This is a genomic window from Streptomyces sp. NPDC004126 (assembly GCF_050275515.1).
Classification (GTDB): domain Bacteria; phylum Actinomycetota; class Actinomycetes; order Streptomycetales; family Streptomycetaceae; genus Streptomyces.
Window position 1 is genome coordinate 35,381 of record NZ_JBNNPF010000055.1, and the last position, 13,154, is coordinate 48,534.

The 13,154-nt window shown below is 74.1% G+C and carries 11 protein-coding genes; 9 read left to right on the forward strand and 2 right to left on the reverse strand.

Annotation, left to right across the window (positions count from 1 at the left end; genetic code table 11):
• The 8 genes from ACQKM2_RS34125 (at position 1) to ACQKM2_RS34160 (ending at position 10,026) form a co-directional block, all read left to right on the forward strand.
• The gene (locus tag ACQKM2_RS34125) at positions 1-291 is read left to right on the forward strand and encodes a phosphopantetheine-binding protein (RefSeq protein WP_427716774.1); all 291 of its coding nucleotides are present in this window, start codon (positions 1-3) and stop codon (positions 289-291) included.
• Positions 291-1,835: an amidohydrolase family protein gene (locus tag ACQKM2_RS34130; protein WP_427716776.1), complete on the forward strand. Its 1,545-nt coding sequence runs from the start codon at positions 291-293 to the stop codon at positions 1,833-1,835. Before ACQKM2_RS34125 ends, ACQKM2_RS34130 begins: the two co-directional genes overlap by 1 nt.
• Positions 1,832-2,602 (forward strand): 2,3-dihydro-2,3-dihydroxybenzoate dehydrogenase, encoded by a 771-nt coding sequence (locus ACQKM2_RS34135; RefSeq protein WP_427716777.1) that lies wholly within the window; start codon positions 1,832-1,834, stop codon positions 2,600-2,602. Before ACQKM2_RS34130 ends, ACQKM2_RS34135 begins: the two co-directional genes overlap by 4 nt.
• Before the next feature lie 80 nt (positions 2,603-2,682).
• On the forward strand, positions 2,683-3,345 hold the full coding sequence (locus tag ACQKM2_RS34140; RefSeq protein WP_427716779.1) for an isochorismatase family protein: 663 nt from the start codon (positions 2,683-2,685) through the stop codon (positions 3,343-3,345).
• A complete protein-coding gene (locus ACQKM2_RS34145; protein ID WP_427716780.1) occupies positions 3,342-5,288 on the forward strand; it encodes an anthranilate synthase family protein in 1,947 nt (648 codons plus the stop codon). Before ACQKM2_RS34140 ends, ACQKM2_RS34145 begins: the two co-directional genes overlap by 4 nt.
• An 89-nt stretch (positions 5,289-5,377) precedes the next feature.
• The gene (locus tag ACQKM2_RS34150) at positions 5,378-6,400 is read left to right on the forward strand and encodes a ketoacyl-ACP synthase III family protein (RefSeq protein WP_427716782.1); all 1,023 of its coding nucleotides are present in this window, start codon (positions 5,378-5,380) and stop codon (positions 6,398-6,400) included.
• Positions 6,401-6,505: 105 nt separating this feature from the next.
• Entirely contained in the window at positions 6,506-7,612 is a 1,107-nt protein-coding gene (locus ACQKM2_RS34155) for a 3-deoxy-7-phosphoheptulonate synthase (RefSeq protein ID WP_427716784.1), read from the forward strand.
• A 62-nt stretch (positions 7,613-7,674) separates the two neighbouring features.
• The gene (locus ACQKM2_RS34160) at positions 7,675-10,026 is read left to right on the forward strand and encodes a non-ribosomal peptide synthetase (protein WP_427716785.1); all 2,352 of its coding nucleotides are present in this window, start codon (positions 7,675-7,677) and stop codon (positions 10,024-10,026) included.
• Positions 10,027-10,095: 69 nt separating this feature from the next.
• Here ACQKM2_RS34160 and ACQKM2_RS34165 read toward each other — a convergent pair whose 3' ends face one another.
• A complete protein-coding gene (locus tag ACQKM2_RS34165; protein WP_427716786.1) occupies positions 10,096-10,506 on the reverse strand; it encodes a VOC family protein in 411 nt (136 codons plus the stop codon).
• 93 nt (positions 10,507-10,599) lie between these two features.
• On the opposite strand from ACQKM2_RS34165, the gene ACQKM2_RS34170 reads away from it, so the two are divergent.
• The gene (locus tag ACQKM2_RS34170) at positions 10,600-11,553 is read left to right on the forward strand and encodes a helix-turn-helix transcriptional regulator (protein WP_427716788.1); all 954 of its coding nucleotides are present in this window, start codon (positions 10,600-10,602) and stop codon (positions 11,551-11,553) included.
• 71 nt (positions 11,554-11,624) lie between these two features.
• On the opposite strand, the gene ACQKM2_RS34175 is transcribed toward ACQKM2_RS34170, so the two are convergent.
• Positions 11,625-12,836, reverse strand: coding sequence for an FAD-dependent monooxygenase (locus tag ACQKM2_RS34175; RefSeq protein ID WP_427716790.1), 1,212 nt, complete (start codon positions 12,834-12,836; stop codon positions 11,625-11,627).
• Positions 12,837-13,154 lie beyond the last annotated feature (318 nt).

Sequence of the window (13,154 nt, forward strand, 5' to 3'; positions counted from 1 at the left end):
ATGGCCGCCACTCGTGCCGCCCGTACCGCACCGCGCACCGCGCCGCTCTCCGCTGCAGAACTCCGCCAGGAGGTGGCCGACGTGCTCGGCACCCACCCCGACGGCCTTGCCGGTGACGCCCATCTCGTCCACCAGGGCCTCGGCTCGCTGGAGATGATGCGCCTGGTCACCCGCTGGCGCCGGCAGGGCCTGCCCGCCGAGTTCGCCGAACTCGCCGCCGCCCCCACCCTCGACGACTGGCACCGCCACCTCACCGCCGCCTGGAACGCCCGTACCGAGGAGGTGGCCTGATGGACGCCCTACTGGTCAAGGGCGGTTGCCTCTACCCTGCCGACTCCACCGACCGGGTCGTCCCCGACGGAGCCGTCCTCATCCAGGACGGAGTGGTGACGGCCGTCGGCCCCGCCGCCGAGGTCGAAGCCGGCATCGCCCCCGAACTGCACCCCGCGCTGCGGACGATCGACGCCCGGGGCCGGATGATCCTGCCCGGCTTCGTCAACCCGCACTGGCACGAGATGTTCGCGATGCGCTTCCCCTTCAAGGGCGCGCTGCGCGACCCCTCGGACCGCGACGACAAACCGGTGTTCATGGCGCTCGGGGGCGACGTCCCGCAGATCTCCGTCATCTTCGACTCCTTCCACGGCCAGGTCGACAGGCTCACCCCCGACGAGGCCCTCGCCATCGCCCGCTACTCGATGTGGACCCAGCTGCGCTCCGGCGTCACCGCGCTGGGCGACGTCGGCTCCCTCAACAAGCCGGAGGCGCTCGCCCGCGCCGCCCGCGAGCTCGGGATGCGGCTCACCGTGAGCACCTGGGCCTCGGACGCCGTCTGTGCCCCCGGGGACAGCCGGTTCCGCCGCACCCGTGACGCGGACGGCGAACTCCAGCGGATCGAGAAGCTGCTGGGCGACTGTGCGGCCGACCCCGGGGGACTGGTGCGGGCCTGGCCGACCGCCGTCTACGGGACGAACATGACCGACGAACTCGGTGCCGGGTTCGCCGAGCTCGTGGCCCGCTTCGACGTCCCGTTCGCGGCGCACGTCGGCGCGCTGCGCAACGAGGCCGAGGTGATGCTCGCCTACCACGGGTCGACCCCGGTGCGCCGGTTCGCCGACCTCGGCCTGCTCTCCGAGCGGTTCATGGCGGTGCACTGCGCCTTCGCCGACGCGGGCGAGCGGGCCCTGCTGATCGGCGCGGGCGCGCACATCAGCCACTCGCCGGCCAAGTACGGACCGGCCGGGGAGGCGTCCTTGACCGAGACCCGGATGTTCCCGGAGTTCCGGCGCGCCGGACTCGACGTGTCGCTCTCCACCGACGGCGCCGCCATGCCGATCGGCGGGATGGCCGAGGCGATGCGCGCGGTGTGGCAGGTCTACAACGAGATGTACGCCGACCCCACCGAGGTGCTGCCCACCGACGCACTGGCGATGGCGACGCGGATTCCCGCCCGCGGCCTCGACCAGGGCGACCGGATCGGCAGCCTGGAACCGGGCAAGCAGGGCGACCTGCTGCTGGTCAGGGCCGAGGACTGGCGCTACCTGCTCAACCCCCGTCCCCTGGAGGGCTTCCTGGCCCTGGGCGGCTCCATGGACGTGGACACCGTGGTCGTCGCCGGCCGGGTCCTGGTCGACGGAGGCCGGTCCACCCGGCTGGACGAGGAGGCCCTGGAAGCCGAGTACCTGGAGGCGCTGGGCTCGTTCACCGTCCGCTGCCTCGGCGTGGACTCCGACGCGGTCGCCGCCCGGCTGCGGCACCGCACCGAGACGCTCGCGGCCCGCCGGCTGGCCCGGGCGGGTGCGACCTACCTCCCCACCGACCGGAAGGAACGGCGATGACGACGAAAACGGCCCTGGTCACCGGTGCCGCGGGCGGCATCGGAGCGGCGGTCGCGAGGGCCCTGGCCGCCGACGGCGCACGGGTCGCCCTGCTCGACGCGGACCCGGCCGCCCTGGAACCGCTGACGAAGGAACTGCGGACGGCGGGCGCGCCGGTCCTGGCCCTGGGCGTGGACGTCCGTTCCAGCAGGGAGGTGGACGCCGCCGTCGACCGCACGGAACGCGAACTGGGGCCGCTCGACCACCTGGTGAACGCCGCCGGCGTGCTGCGCACCGGAGAGGTCGCGGGCTTCAGCGACGAGGACTGGGACACCACCTTCGCGGTCAACGCCACCGGCGTCTTCCACGTCAGCCGGGCGGTCGCCAACCGGATGGTGCCGCGCCGGTCCGGGGCGATCGTCACCGTGGCCTCGAACGCGGCGGGCATCCCGCGCTGGAACATGGCGGCCTACGCGGCGTCGAAGGCCGCGGCCACCAGCTTCACCAAGACGCTGGGGCTGGAACTGGCCAGGTTCGGCATCCGCTGCAACGTGGTCGCCCCCGGCTCCACCGAGACGCCGATGCTCACCTCGATGTACGCGGACGGCGACGCGGCCGGGCCCTCCGTCGAGGGCTCGCCCGGCACCTACCGGGTGGGCATCCCGCTCGGCCGGCTGGCCCAGCCCGAGGACATCGCCCACGCGGTCCTCTTCCTGCTCTCCGACCGGGCGGCACACATCACCCTGCACGGCCTGACGGTGGACGGGGGCGCCGCGCTCGGCGTCTGAGCCGGGCCCCGTCCGCCTCCCCGTCCCGTTCCCCGTCCGCGTCCCCCGCCCCTTCCTTCCTCTTGCCCACTGGAGCCACCATGGCGATCCCGCTGATCGATTCCTATCCCATGCCGACCGAGGACGAGCTGCCGCGCAACACGGCGCCCTGGACCGTCGACCCGGCCCGGGCGGTCCTGCTCGTCCACGACCTCCAGAACTACTTCCTCAGCCCCTTCGGCCACGGCGGCCCGGACACCGGCCGCCAGCCGCTGACCGACCTGATGGACCACGCCGAGGTGCTGCGCGCCGCCTTCGCCGAGGTGGGCGCACCCGTCGTCTACACCGCCCAGCCCGGTGGCATGACGGACGAACAGCGAGGTCTGCTCAAGGACTTCTGGGGAGCCGGCATGAGCGCCGACCCGGCCCACCGCGCCATCCCCGAGCGGATCGCCCCGGCCCCCGGCGACCGGGTGTTCACCAAATGGCGGCCCAGCGCCTTCTGCCGCACCGACCTGCTCGGACTGCTGCGCCGCACCGGCCGCGACCAGCTGGTGATCTGCGGGGTGTACGCCCACGTCGGGATCCTGATGACCGCCCACGAGGGCTTCTCCCACGACATCCAGACCTTCGTCGTGGGCGACGCGGTCGCCGACTTCTCCGCCGAACGGCACCGCGAGACGCTGGAGTACGTCTCCACCCGCTGTTCCGTCACGGTCTCCACCCGCGCGGTCCTCGCGGCACTGGACGGAGGCCCGCGATGAGCTCCCACCCGCTGCTCGACCGCGTGCTCGGCGCCGACCCGCCGCCGTTCGCCCTGCTGCACCGGCCCGGAGCCACCGGACCCGACCGGATCGACCTCGTCGTCGGCCCGGCCGCCGAGCGGGAGCTGATCGCCGACATCCCGCTGACGTCCGGCGACGGGGCCCCCGGCGCCCGGCACGAGGTCCTCGCCCTGCTGCCCTACCGGCAGATCCGCGAGCGGGGCTACGCCTGCCCCGACGACGGGGCGCCGCTGCTCACCATGGCCGTCGAGGACCAGGCGGTGCTGCCGCTCGACGAGGTGCTGGCCGCCCTGCCCGACCTCCCGATCAGCATGGACGAGGGGTGCTTCGACGCCGACGACGAGGAGTACGCCGCCCGGGTGCGCCGGGTGCTCACCGAGGAGATCGGCCGCGGGGCCGGTGCCAACTTCGTCATCAAGCGCTCCTTCACCGCACGGATCGACAACTGGTCGGCGCGGACGGCCCTGTCGTTCTTCCGCCGGCTCGCCGGCCGCGACCCCGGCGGCTACTGGACCTTCGTCATCCACACCGGTGACCGCACCTTCGTCGGGGCGTCCCCGGAACGCCACATCAGCCTGGACGCCGGCCGGGTCGTGATGAACCCGATCAGCGGCACGTACCGCTACCCGGCCGGAGGGCCCGACCTGGACGGGGTGCTCGCCTTCCTCGCCGACCCCAAGGAGGCCAACGAGCTGTACATGGTGCTCGACGAGGAACTCAAGATGATGGGCCGGGTCTGCGAACTGGGCGGCCGGGTCACCGGCCCCGCCCTCAAGCAGATGGCCCGGGTCGCCCACACCGAGTACTTCATCGAGGGCCAGAGCTCCCTGGACGTACGGGACATCCTCCGGGAGACCCTGTTCGCGCCCACCGTCACCGGCGGCCCGCTGGAGAGCGCCTGCGAGGTGATCAGCCGGCACGAGCCGGAGGGCCGCGGCTACTACGCCGGCGTGGCCGCGCTGATCGGCCGCGACGAACAGGGAGCCCGCCGGATGGACTCGGCGATCCTCATCCGCACGGCGGAGATCGGCCCGGACGGGCAGGTCCGCATCCCGGTCGGCGCCACCCTGGTGCGCGACTCCGACCCGGCGAGCGAGGCCGCCGAGACCCGTGCCAAGGCGGCCGGGCTGATCGAGGCGCTGCGCTCCCCGGCGGGCGGCCCGGCCGGGTCCGTCCCGGTGGCCTCGCTCGCGGCCCGGCCCGAGGTCCGGCGGGCCCTGGCCGCGCGCAACGAACCGCTGGCCGACTTCTGGTTCCGGGCGCCCGCGGACCGCGCCCGCCCGGTGCGCGGACTCGCCGGCCGCCGGGTGCTGGTGATCGACGCCGAGGACACGTTCACGTCGATGGCCCGCCACCTGCTGGAAGCGCAGGGGCTGCGGATCGTGGTGAAGCGGTTCGACGAGGATTTCCGGCTGGACGCGCACGACCTCGTCATCGTCGGCCCGGGTCCGGGGGACCCGAGGGACACCTGCGACCCCAAGATCGCCCGGATGCGACAGACGACCGCCGCGCTGCTGCGGCGGGGCATCCCGTTCCTCTCGGTCTGCCTCGGCCACCAGGTGCTGAGCACGCTGCTCGGACTCCCGATCGTCCGCCACCCCATGCCCACCCAGGGCGTCCAGCGCCGCGTCGGCTGCTTCGGCCGTACCGAACCGGTCGGCTTCTACAACACCTTCGCCGCCCACTCCGACTGGGACCTGGTCGACTGCCCGGCCCGGCCGGGGCACGTCCGGGTCTTCCGCGAGGCGTCCGGCGAGGTGCACGCGCTGCGCGGCCCCGGGTTCGCATCGGTGCAGTTCCACCCCGCCTCGGTGCTGACCCGGCGCGGCGGCGAGCTCCTCGCGCACATGGTCTCCGAGGTGCTCGGAGAGGTAACGGAGCTTTATCGGACGCCCGTTGCCGCCACCCCGATACCTGCATAGCTTAATAACCGGTAACGGAAGCCCGGGCCCGCACCACCGGCCGGCACCCCGCCCCTCCCACCGCGCCCACCCTGGAAAGGACCTGTCCGATGCGCTTCGACAACATATGGATCGCCGGCACCGGAGGCACCCTCGGTGAACTCGTGCCGGTGGCCGAGGCGGTGGCCGACGGCTCCTACTCGGCCGACGCCGCCGCGAGCACCGGGATGGCCAGCTACTCCCGCTCGGCCGATGCGCCGCCGGAGATGGCCGTCACCGCCGGCCGCCAGGCCGTCAAGGAGGCCGCCGAGAAGGGCGCCCGGGTCGGTGCCGACTCCCTGGTCCTGCACAGCCACGGTCACTTCCAGGGCATCGACATGTGGCCCGCGGCCTGCTGGATCGCCCGGGAACTGCTCGGCCCCACCCTCAACAGCATGCCGATGACCGTCGCCGCCTGGTCCAACGGCTCCCTCGCCTCCCTCGACGTGGCCGCCTCCACCCTGATCGCCCGGCCCGAGGTGCCGTCCGCCCTGATCACCCTCGCGGACCGCTTCGCGCCCCCCGCCGACCGCTGGTACACCTCGCCCGGCATGGTCTTCGGCGACGGCGCCGCGGCCGCCGTGGTCACCCGCGACACGGGCCGGCTGCGCCTGCGCTCCCTGGTCAGCGAGACCGACACGGTCCTGGAGGGCCTGTCCCGGGGCGCCGAGCCGTTCCGCACGGCACCCGGTGAGCGGCCGGACATGCGCCGCAGGACCCGTGAGTTCCTCGCCACCGGCGAGGTCTCCCTGCGCGACGTGCAGACCAGGTCCGTCGAGCGCACCCGCAGCGTCGTCGGCCGGGCCCTCGACGAGGCCGGCGTGGCTCCGGACGGCATCCACTGGCTGGTGACCCCCTTCGTGGGCCGCACCCTGCACCGGGAGAGCTTCGTCCGGCACCTGGACATCTCACCCCTCGACTCCCTGCACGAACTGGGCCTGACCATCGGCCACCTCGGCCCCTGCGATCAGCTGTACGGCCTCGACCACCTGCTCAGGAACGACCTGCTGAACCCCGGGGACCGGATCCTCGTGATCGGCACCGGCATGGGCTTCACCTTCTCCGCCGCGGTCCTCACCGCCGACGGCGTCTGACCGCCGCGCTCCCGCACCGCCCGGCCTCCGCGCCGCCCGGCTCCCGCACCGCCGCGCTTGCGCACCGCCCCGCCCGCCACCCCGTCCAGGAAGGGACACCCAGACATGAGCGCCCTCAGCACCCCGGCCACCGCTTCCCCCGGCACCTTCCCGGGAGCCCGGACGGCCTCCCGGCTGCCCACACCCGCCGAGCTCCGGGACGAGATCCCGCTCCCGCCGCTCGCCCGCAAGACCACCCAGAGAGCCCGCCGCGAGATCTCCCGCGTCCTGGCCGGACAGGACGACCGCCTGGTGGTCATCGCCGGCCCCTGCTCCGTGCACGACCCGGACGCCGCCCTCACCTACGCCGAGCGGCTCTCGGCGCTCGCCGCCGAGTACCAGGACCGGCTCCTGGTGGTCATGCGGGTCTACGTCGAGAAGCCCCGTACCCGGATCGGCTGGAAGGGGCTGCTCAGCGACCCCTGGCTGGACGGCTCCCAGGACCTGCCCAGCGGGCTGCGGCTGGCCCGCGGCCTGATGGGCCAGATCGCCGGCAGCGGACTACCCGTCGCCTGCGAGTTCCTCGACCCGCTGGTCCCGCACTACCTCGCCGACGCGGTCTCCTGGGGCGCCATCGGCGCCCGTACCGTACAGAGCCAGGTGCACCGGCAGGTCACCAGCGGCCTCGGGATGCCGATCGGCTTCAAGAACGCCACCGGCGGCGGCGTCGAGGACGCGGTGGACGCCATCGTCTCGGCCTCGCACCCCCACGTGTACCCCGGGATCGGCGACGACGGCCTGCCCGCCGTGGTGAGCACCGAAGGCAACCCCGACGGCCACGTGGTGCTGCGCGGCGGCAGCGCCGGCCCCAACTACGAGGCCGGCCCGGTCGCCGAGGTCCTCGCGCAGCTGGCCGCCGCGGGACTGCCGCAGCGGCTGGTCGTCGACGCCAGCCACGGCAACAGCAACAAGGACCACGAGCGGCAGCCGCTCGTCATCGGCGACATCGCCCGGCGGGTCGCCGCCGGTGAGGAGGGCGTCGCCGGGGTCATGATCGAGAGCTTCCTGGCCGCCGGCCGGCAGGACCTCACCATGGGCCGCACGGACCTGCTCACCTACGGACAGTCCGTCACCGACGCCTGCGTGGACTGGCCGGAGACCGCCCGCATGGTCGGGGAGCTGGCCGACGCGGTCGCCGCCCGCCGCGCCCACGCGCAGGCGCCCCGGCACTGACCCCCGGATCCCGGCCCGGATCCCGCCGACCGACTCCGTACCTTCCGAGAGGAATGAACACCGTGGCTGTCAACACGAGTTCGACCCTGCCCCTGGCCCGCGTCCTCGACGGCGCGCGGACCGCCGCGCAGCACCGGCACACCCTGACCGTCCCCGAGCCCGCCGCGTCCCGCCCCGAGGAGTACGCCGTGGCCGCGCTGGCGGCGCTCGTCCACCGCTACACCGGAGAGACCGAACTCCTGATAGGGCGTCAGCGGCAGCCGGACTCGGCCGAGGCGGTGGGCATACGCGTGGCCGGCGACACCACCGCCGAGCAGCTCCTGGAGTCCGTCGCGCAGGCCGGCTTCCCCGGCTGCGCCGCCGACGCGGGCCGCCTGCCGCACGCCGCCGTGACCACCGCCGACGGGTCCGGCCGGGCCCCCGCGGCCCTGACCCTGTTCCTCGGCCCCGGCGACGGCACCTTCGAACTCCGCATGGACAGCGCGGAGTTCGACGAGCAGGCCGCCGTCCAGTACGCGCGGCACGTACAGCGGGTGCTCGACGCCCTGGCCGCCGCGCCCCAGGGCACCGTACGCGACATCGCGCTGCTCACCGACGAGGAGACCCACCGCACCCTGGTGGAGTGGAACGACACCGAGGGACCGGTCCCGGAGGCCTTCTTCCACGAGCGCGTCGCCGAGCACGCCCGGCGCACCCCCGACGCCCTGGCCGTGGTCCTCCCGGGCGTCCGGCTGACCTACCGCGAGCTCGACGACCGGGCCAACCAGCTCGCGCACCGGCTCGCCGCCCGCAGGGTGCGCCCCGGGGACCGGGTCGGCGTCTGCTTCCCGCGCGGCGCCGAAAGCCTGATCGCCCAGCTCGCCTGCTTCAAACTGGCCTGTGCGGCGATCCTGCTGGACAGCGACTTCCCGGCGGAGCGCATCCGCTTCATGATCGAGGACGCCTCGGCCGTCGCCGTCCTGACCCTGGCGGAGCACGAGCCGAAGGTCGAGGGCCTCGCCCCGGTGCTCGCCCTGGACACCGACGACTGGCGCGAGGAGCCGGCCACCGAGGTCAGCGAGCCCGTCGGACCCGACGACCTGATCCACATCTGTTACACCTCCGGCTCCACCGGCGCGCCCAAGGCCGTCATGGTCCGCTTCGGGGCGGCGCGCAACCTGATCCACAGCATGAGCGAGCTGTGCGGCATGGACAGCGCCTCCCAGGGCACCTGGCTGGCGGCCCCCGGCTACGGCATGATCGAGGTCGAGTGCTTCCCGGTGCTGGCCGTCGGCGGCACCGTGCACATCCCGGACGTCTCCGTCGTCGCCTCCGAGTACCGCCTCCAGGAGTGGTTCCTGCGCGAGGGCATCACCACCACGCTGCTGATGAAGCCGATGGCCGAGCGGCTGTGGCGGCTGGAGTGGCCGCAGGACGCGCCCCTGGAGAACATCCGGGTCTGCGGGGAGCGCATCCAGTCCTGGCCGCCGGCGGGCCTGCCGTTCCGGCTGATCAACCTGTACGGCTCCGCCGAGGCGACCGTGGTCGCGGCCTGCGACATCAGCGAGCTGGGCGAGCGGCTCGGCGAGGAGGGGCGCGCCCGCCGGCTCCCGCCGATCGGCCGGCCCACCACCAACGTGACCATCTACGTCCTCGACGAGGAGTTCCGCCCGCTGCCGCCGGGGCTGGTCGGCGAGCTCTGCATCGCCGGTGTCAGCCTCTCGGCCGGCTACCTGGGCCGCCCGGAGGCCACCGCGGAGAAGTGGATCACCAACCCGATCGATCCGGCCCGGCACCCCGTCATGTACCGCACGGGCGACCTCGCCCGGTACTGGCCGGACGGCAGCATCGAGATCGTCGGACGCACCGACAACCAGGTCAAGGTGCGCGGCAACCGGGTCCACCTGGGCGAGATCGAGGTCGTGCTGACCACGCTGCCCGGGGTCCAGCAGGCCGCGGTGCTGGCCCGGCAGGACGGGCAGGGGGACGTCCAGCTGACCGCCTACATCGAGCCCGACGCCGGCGCGGCGCCCTCGGTACGGGACATCCGGCGCGGCCTGGGCCGGCGGCTTCCCGCCTTCATGGTCCCGGCGGCCTACGTCATCGGCGGCCTGCCCACCACCACCAACGGCAAGATCGACCGCACCGCGCTGCCCGAGCCGCCGCGCTCCCGCCCGGAGGTCGACACCGCCTACCAGGCTCCGTCCGGGGCCCTGGAGGAGTCGTTGCACGGACTGTGGGCGAAGGTCCTGGAGCTGGACGGCGTCGGAGTGCTCGACAACTTCTTCGACCTGGGCGGGGATTCGCTGCGGGCCGCCCGGCTGACCGAGCTGGTCCGCGAGCGGCACGGGGTGGAGCTGGAACTGGTCGACCTCTTCGACGAGCCGACCGTCCAGAAGATGGCCGCCCTGGTCGCCCGTACCGCCGCCGGCTGAGGGACCCGGCCCGGCGGGCCGTGACCGAGGCAGTGGCCCCCACACCCGTGGGGGCCACTGCCGTACGGGTCACCGGAGGCCCAGCATCTCCAGGTAGTGCTCGTTGTACATGATGCCCAGGACGTTGCCGAAGGGGTCGGTCACCGACGCGGTGACGAAGCCGCTGCCGTACTCGGTCAGCGGCGTGTACGGCGCGGCGCCCATCGCGAGCAGCCGGTCGAGGGTGCCCCGCACGTCGTCGACGTGCCAGTGGCCGATGGCGCCGCCGGGGGCCGCGGGCAGGCCCGGAGGGGCGTAGCGCCGGTCGATGAGGCCGAGTTCGGTCTGGTGGTCTCCGATCCTGAACTCGTAGTAGGCGGTCGTACCGCCCTCGCCGGGACCCTCGAAGTAGGGCTCCACGCCGAGCAGTTCCGCATACCAGTCCTTGGCTGCTTCCACATCGTCCGCGTAGAAGTTGATGGTGGCCAGTCCTCGCAGCATGGGGCGGTTCCTTCCGTGCGTTCCATGAACACCATCCATCTTCCGCTTCAAAGTGCTCAAGGACTGAGCACTTTCCTGGAGGAGACTGGAAACATGCGTGCTGACCGAATCGTTGCCGCCCTCATGCTCCTGCAGACCCGCGGCCGGATGACCGCCGCCGAACTGGCGGGCGAGCTGGAGGTGTCCGTCGCCACCGCCCGCCGCGACCTGGAGGCGATGTCCGCCGCCGGCATCCCGGTGTACCCGCAGACCGGCCGAGGCGGCGGCTGGGCGCTGGTCGGCGGGGCCCGCACCGACCTCAGCGGGCTGTCGGCCGCCGAGGCGAGGGCACTGTTCCTGCTGGTCGGTCCGGCCGCGGAGGTCTCGGGGCAGGCCAGGGCCGCGCTGCGCAAGCTGCTGCGGGCGCTGCCGCAGACCTTCCGGGCCGACGCCGAGGCCGCGGCGGGCGCCACCATGGTCGACCCCACCCCGTGGGGCGAGCGGGACCGGAACAGGCCCGAGATGGTCGACCGGCTCCAGGAGGCGGTGGTCCGGCGGCGCAGGATCCGGCTGACGTACACCAACGGCTCCCGGGAGCGCACCGAACGGGTCGTCGACCCGTGGGGTCTGGTCGACAAGGACGACACCTGGTACCTGATCGCCGGGACCGAGCGGGGCCGGCGGACCTTCCGCGTCGACCGGATCGGCGAGGCCGAGGAGAACGGCGAACCCGCTCCGCGCCCCGACGGCTTCACCCTGGCCGAGGCCTGGCGGGAGGTCGTCGGAGACATGGAGCGGCGCCGCTCGCGGACCTGGGCGACGGTGCTCGTCGAGGCCGTGCACCTGCCCGTCCTGTGCGACCGGTTCGGACGGCACTCCCACCCCGGGGGCACGGACGCCGACGGGCGGGCCCGGGTACGGCTGGCCGCGCCGACCCCGCTGGACCTCGCCCGGAACCTGGCGGGCTGGGGAGGCCTGGTCGAGGTGCTCGAACCCGCCTCGGTCCGGGCCGAGCTGGCCCGCATCGGGGCCGAGCTCGCCGACCGGTACGCGGGCGCGCGGACATGAAGGCGGCCGCCTCCCCCCGCCGCGCGGGGGTGGCGGCCGTCGCCCCGGACGGGCGGAGCCGGGGGTACGGGTCACACCCCCTCGGCCGTGGCGAGGGAGGGCTCCGGGGCCTCGGTGAACGAGGTGGAGCCGTGCAGCCAGGCCACCGCCTCGCGCAGGCCGGCGGGGGAGAGGCCGGAGAGCAGGGCGTTGCGGGCGGGGACGTCCGCCCCGGCCGCGTGGTAGAGCCGCTCGCCCATCGCCCGCGCCGTCAGGGTGGTGCGGGCGGTGCGCTCCCGCCGCAGCGCGTTGTACTCCGCCAGGCGGTGCGGGGCGTCCCGCGGGTCGCGGCGGAGCAGCCGGCCCAGCACCACCGCGTCCTCCAGGGCCATGCAGGCGCCCTGGGCGGCGTACTGGAGCATCGGGTGCGCGGCGTCGCCGAGCAGGGCCACCCGTCCGTCGGTCCAGCCCTCGACCGGATCGCGGTCGCACAGCACCCAGATCCGCCAGTCCCGCCCGAGCTCCAGCAGCCGCCGGGCCCCCGCGCACAGTCCGGGGAACTCGCCCAGCACCCGGGAACGGCTCGCGGCCGCGCCGGTGATCTCCTCGCGCGCCCCGTCGTCCCGGGTGGCCGCGAGGTTGAGGAAGTCGCCGCCGCCGATCGGATAGTGCACGAAGTGCCAGCCCGGCCCCGCCCACAGGGCGACGGCCCTCGCCCGCAGCTCGTGCGGAACCTCCTGCATCGGGATCACCGACCGGTAGATGGTGTGCCCCGAGACGCGGGGGCCCCCGTCGCCGAGGAGCTGGGCCCGTACCGCCGACCGCAGCCCGTCGGCGCCGAGGAGCACGTCGGCGGAGAACCGCCCGCCGCCGGCGGTGAGCGCCGTCACCCGGTCCCCGGTCTGCCGGTACCCGGTCACCCGCTGCCCGGCCAGCAGCTCCACCCCCGCCTCGCGGCAGCCCTCCAGCAGCGCCCGGTGCAGGTCGCCGCGGTGGACCACGGCGTAGGGGCCGCCGAACCGGGTCCGGTAGGCGCCGGCCAGCTCCATGGAGGCGACCCGCTGTCCCGACGTGCCGTCCATGAAGCGCAGTTCGTCGATGAAGTCGGCGCGTTCCGCCACCCGGTCGCGCACGCCCAGCAGGCCGAGCGCGTGGAAGGCGTTGGGCGCCAGCTGTATGCCCGCGCCGATCTCCGAGAACTCCGGCCGGCCCTCCAGGACCGTCGTCCGGTGTCCGGCGCGCGCCTGGCCCAGAGCGGCGGCCAGTCCGCCGATGCCGCCGCCCGCGACGAGTACGTGTGTCATCCGCCTGCTCCTCTTCTCATGGGTCCTCGTGGGCCCCAGGGGGTGTTGCGAAAGTCCCGCACGGCGCCCACGGCGCCCGGCACGCCCTCTCGCCGCACCGGCCGAAGTCCCGGGTACGCCCAGTACGAGGGCCTTCGCCCGGCACGCCGAGAGCACGCACCGGACACCGCGGGCACCGCGCAGGACTTTCGCAACACCCCCTCGTGGGGTGGTCACGGGAGGGGTGAACGTGCTGCGGCGGCCGGCCCCGTCGCCACGGGGAGCGAGAACACCCGCTCCTTGGCGCGGGCCTTCTCCTCGTCGCGCCGGCCGCCGCCG

Coding starts and splice junctions, on each gene's coding strand:
- ACQKM2_RS34125 (WP_427716774.1), top strand. CDS start 1: ATGGCCGCCACTCGTGCCGCCCGTACCGCACCGCGCACCGCGCCGCTC.
- ACQKM2_RS34130 (WP_427716776.1), top strand. CDS start 291: ATGGACGCCCTACTGGTCAAGGGCGGTTGCCTCTACCCTGCCGACTCC.
- ACQKM2_RS34135 (WP_427716777.1), top strand. CDS start 1,832: ATGACGACGAAAACGGCCCTGGTCACCGGTGCCGCGGGCGGCATCGGA.
- ACQKM2_RS34140 (WP_427716779.1), top strand. CDS start 2,683: ATGGCGATCCCGCTGATCGATTCCTATCCCATGCCGACCGAGGACGAG.
- ACQKM2_RS34145 (WP_427716780.1), top strand. CDS start 3,342: ATGAGCTCCCACCCGCTGCTCGACCGCGTGCTCGGCGCCGACCCGCCG.
- ACQKM2_RS34150 (WP_427716782.1), top strand. CDS start 5,378: ATGCGCTTCGACAACATATGGATCGCCGGCACCGGAGGCACCCTCGGT.
- ACQKM2_RS34155 (WP_427716784.1), top strand. CDS start 6,506: ATGAGCGCCCTCAGCACCCCGGCCACCGCTTCCCCCGGCACCTTCCCG.
- ACQKM2_RS34165 (WP_427716786.1), bottom strand. CDS start 10,506: ATGCTGCGAGGACTGGCCACCATCAACTTCTACGCGGACGATGTGGAA.
- ACQKM2_RS34170 (WP_427716788.1), top strand. CDS start 10,600: ATGCGTGCTGACCGAATCGTTGCCGCCCTCATGCTCCTGCAGACCCGC.
- ACQKM2_RS34175 (WP_427716790.1), bottom strand. CDS start 12,836: ATGACACACGTACTCGTCGCGGGCGGCGGCATCGGCGGACTGGCCGCC.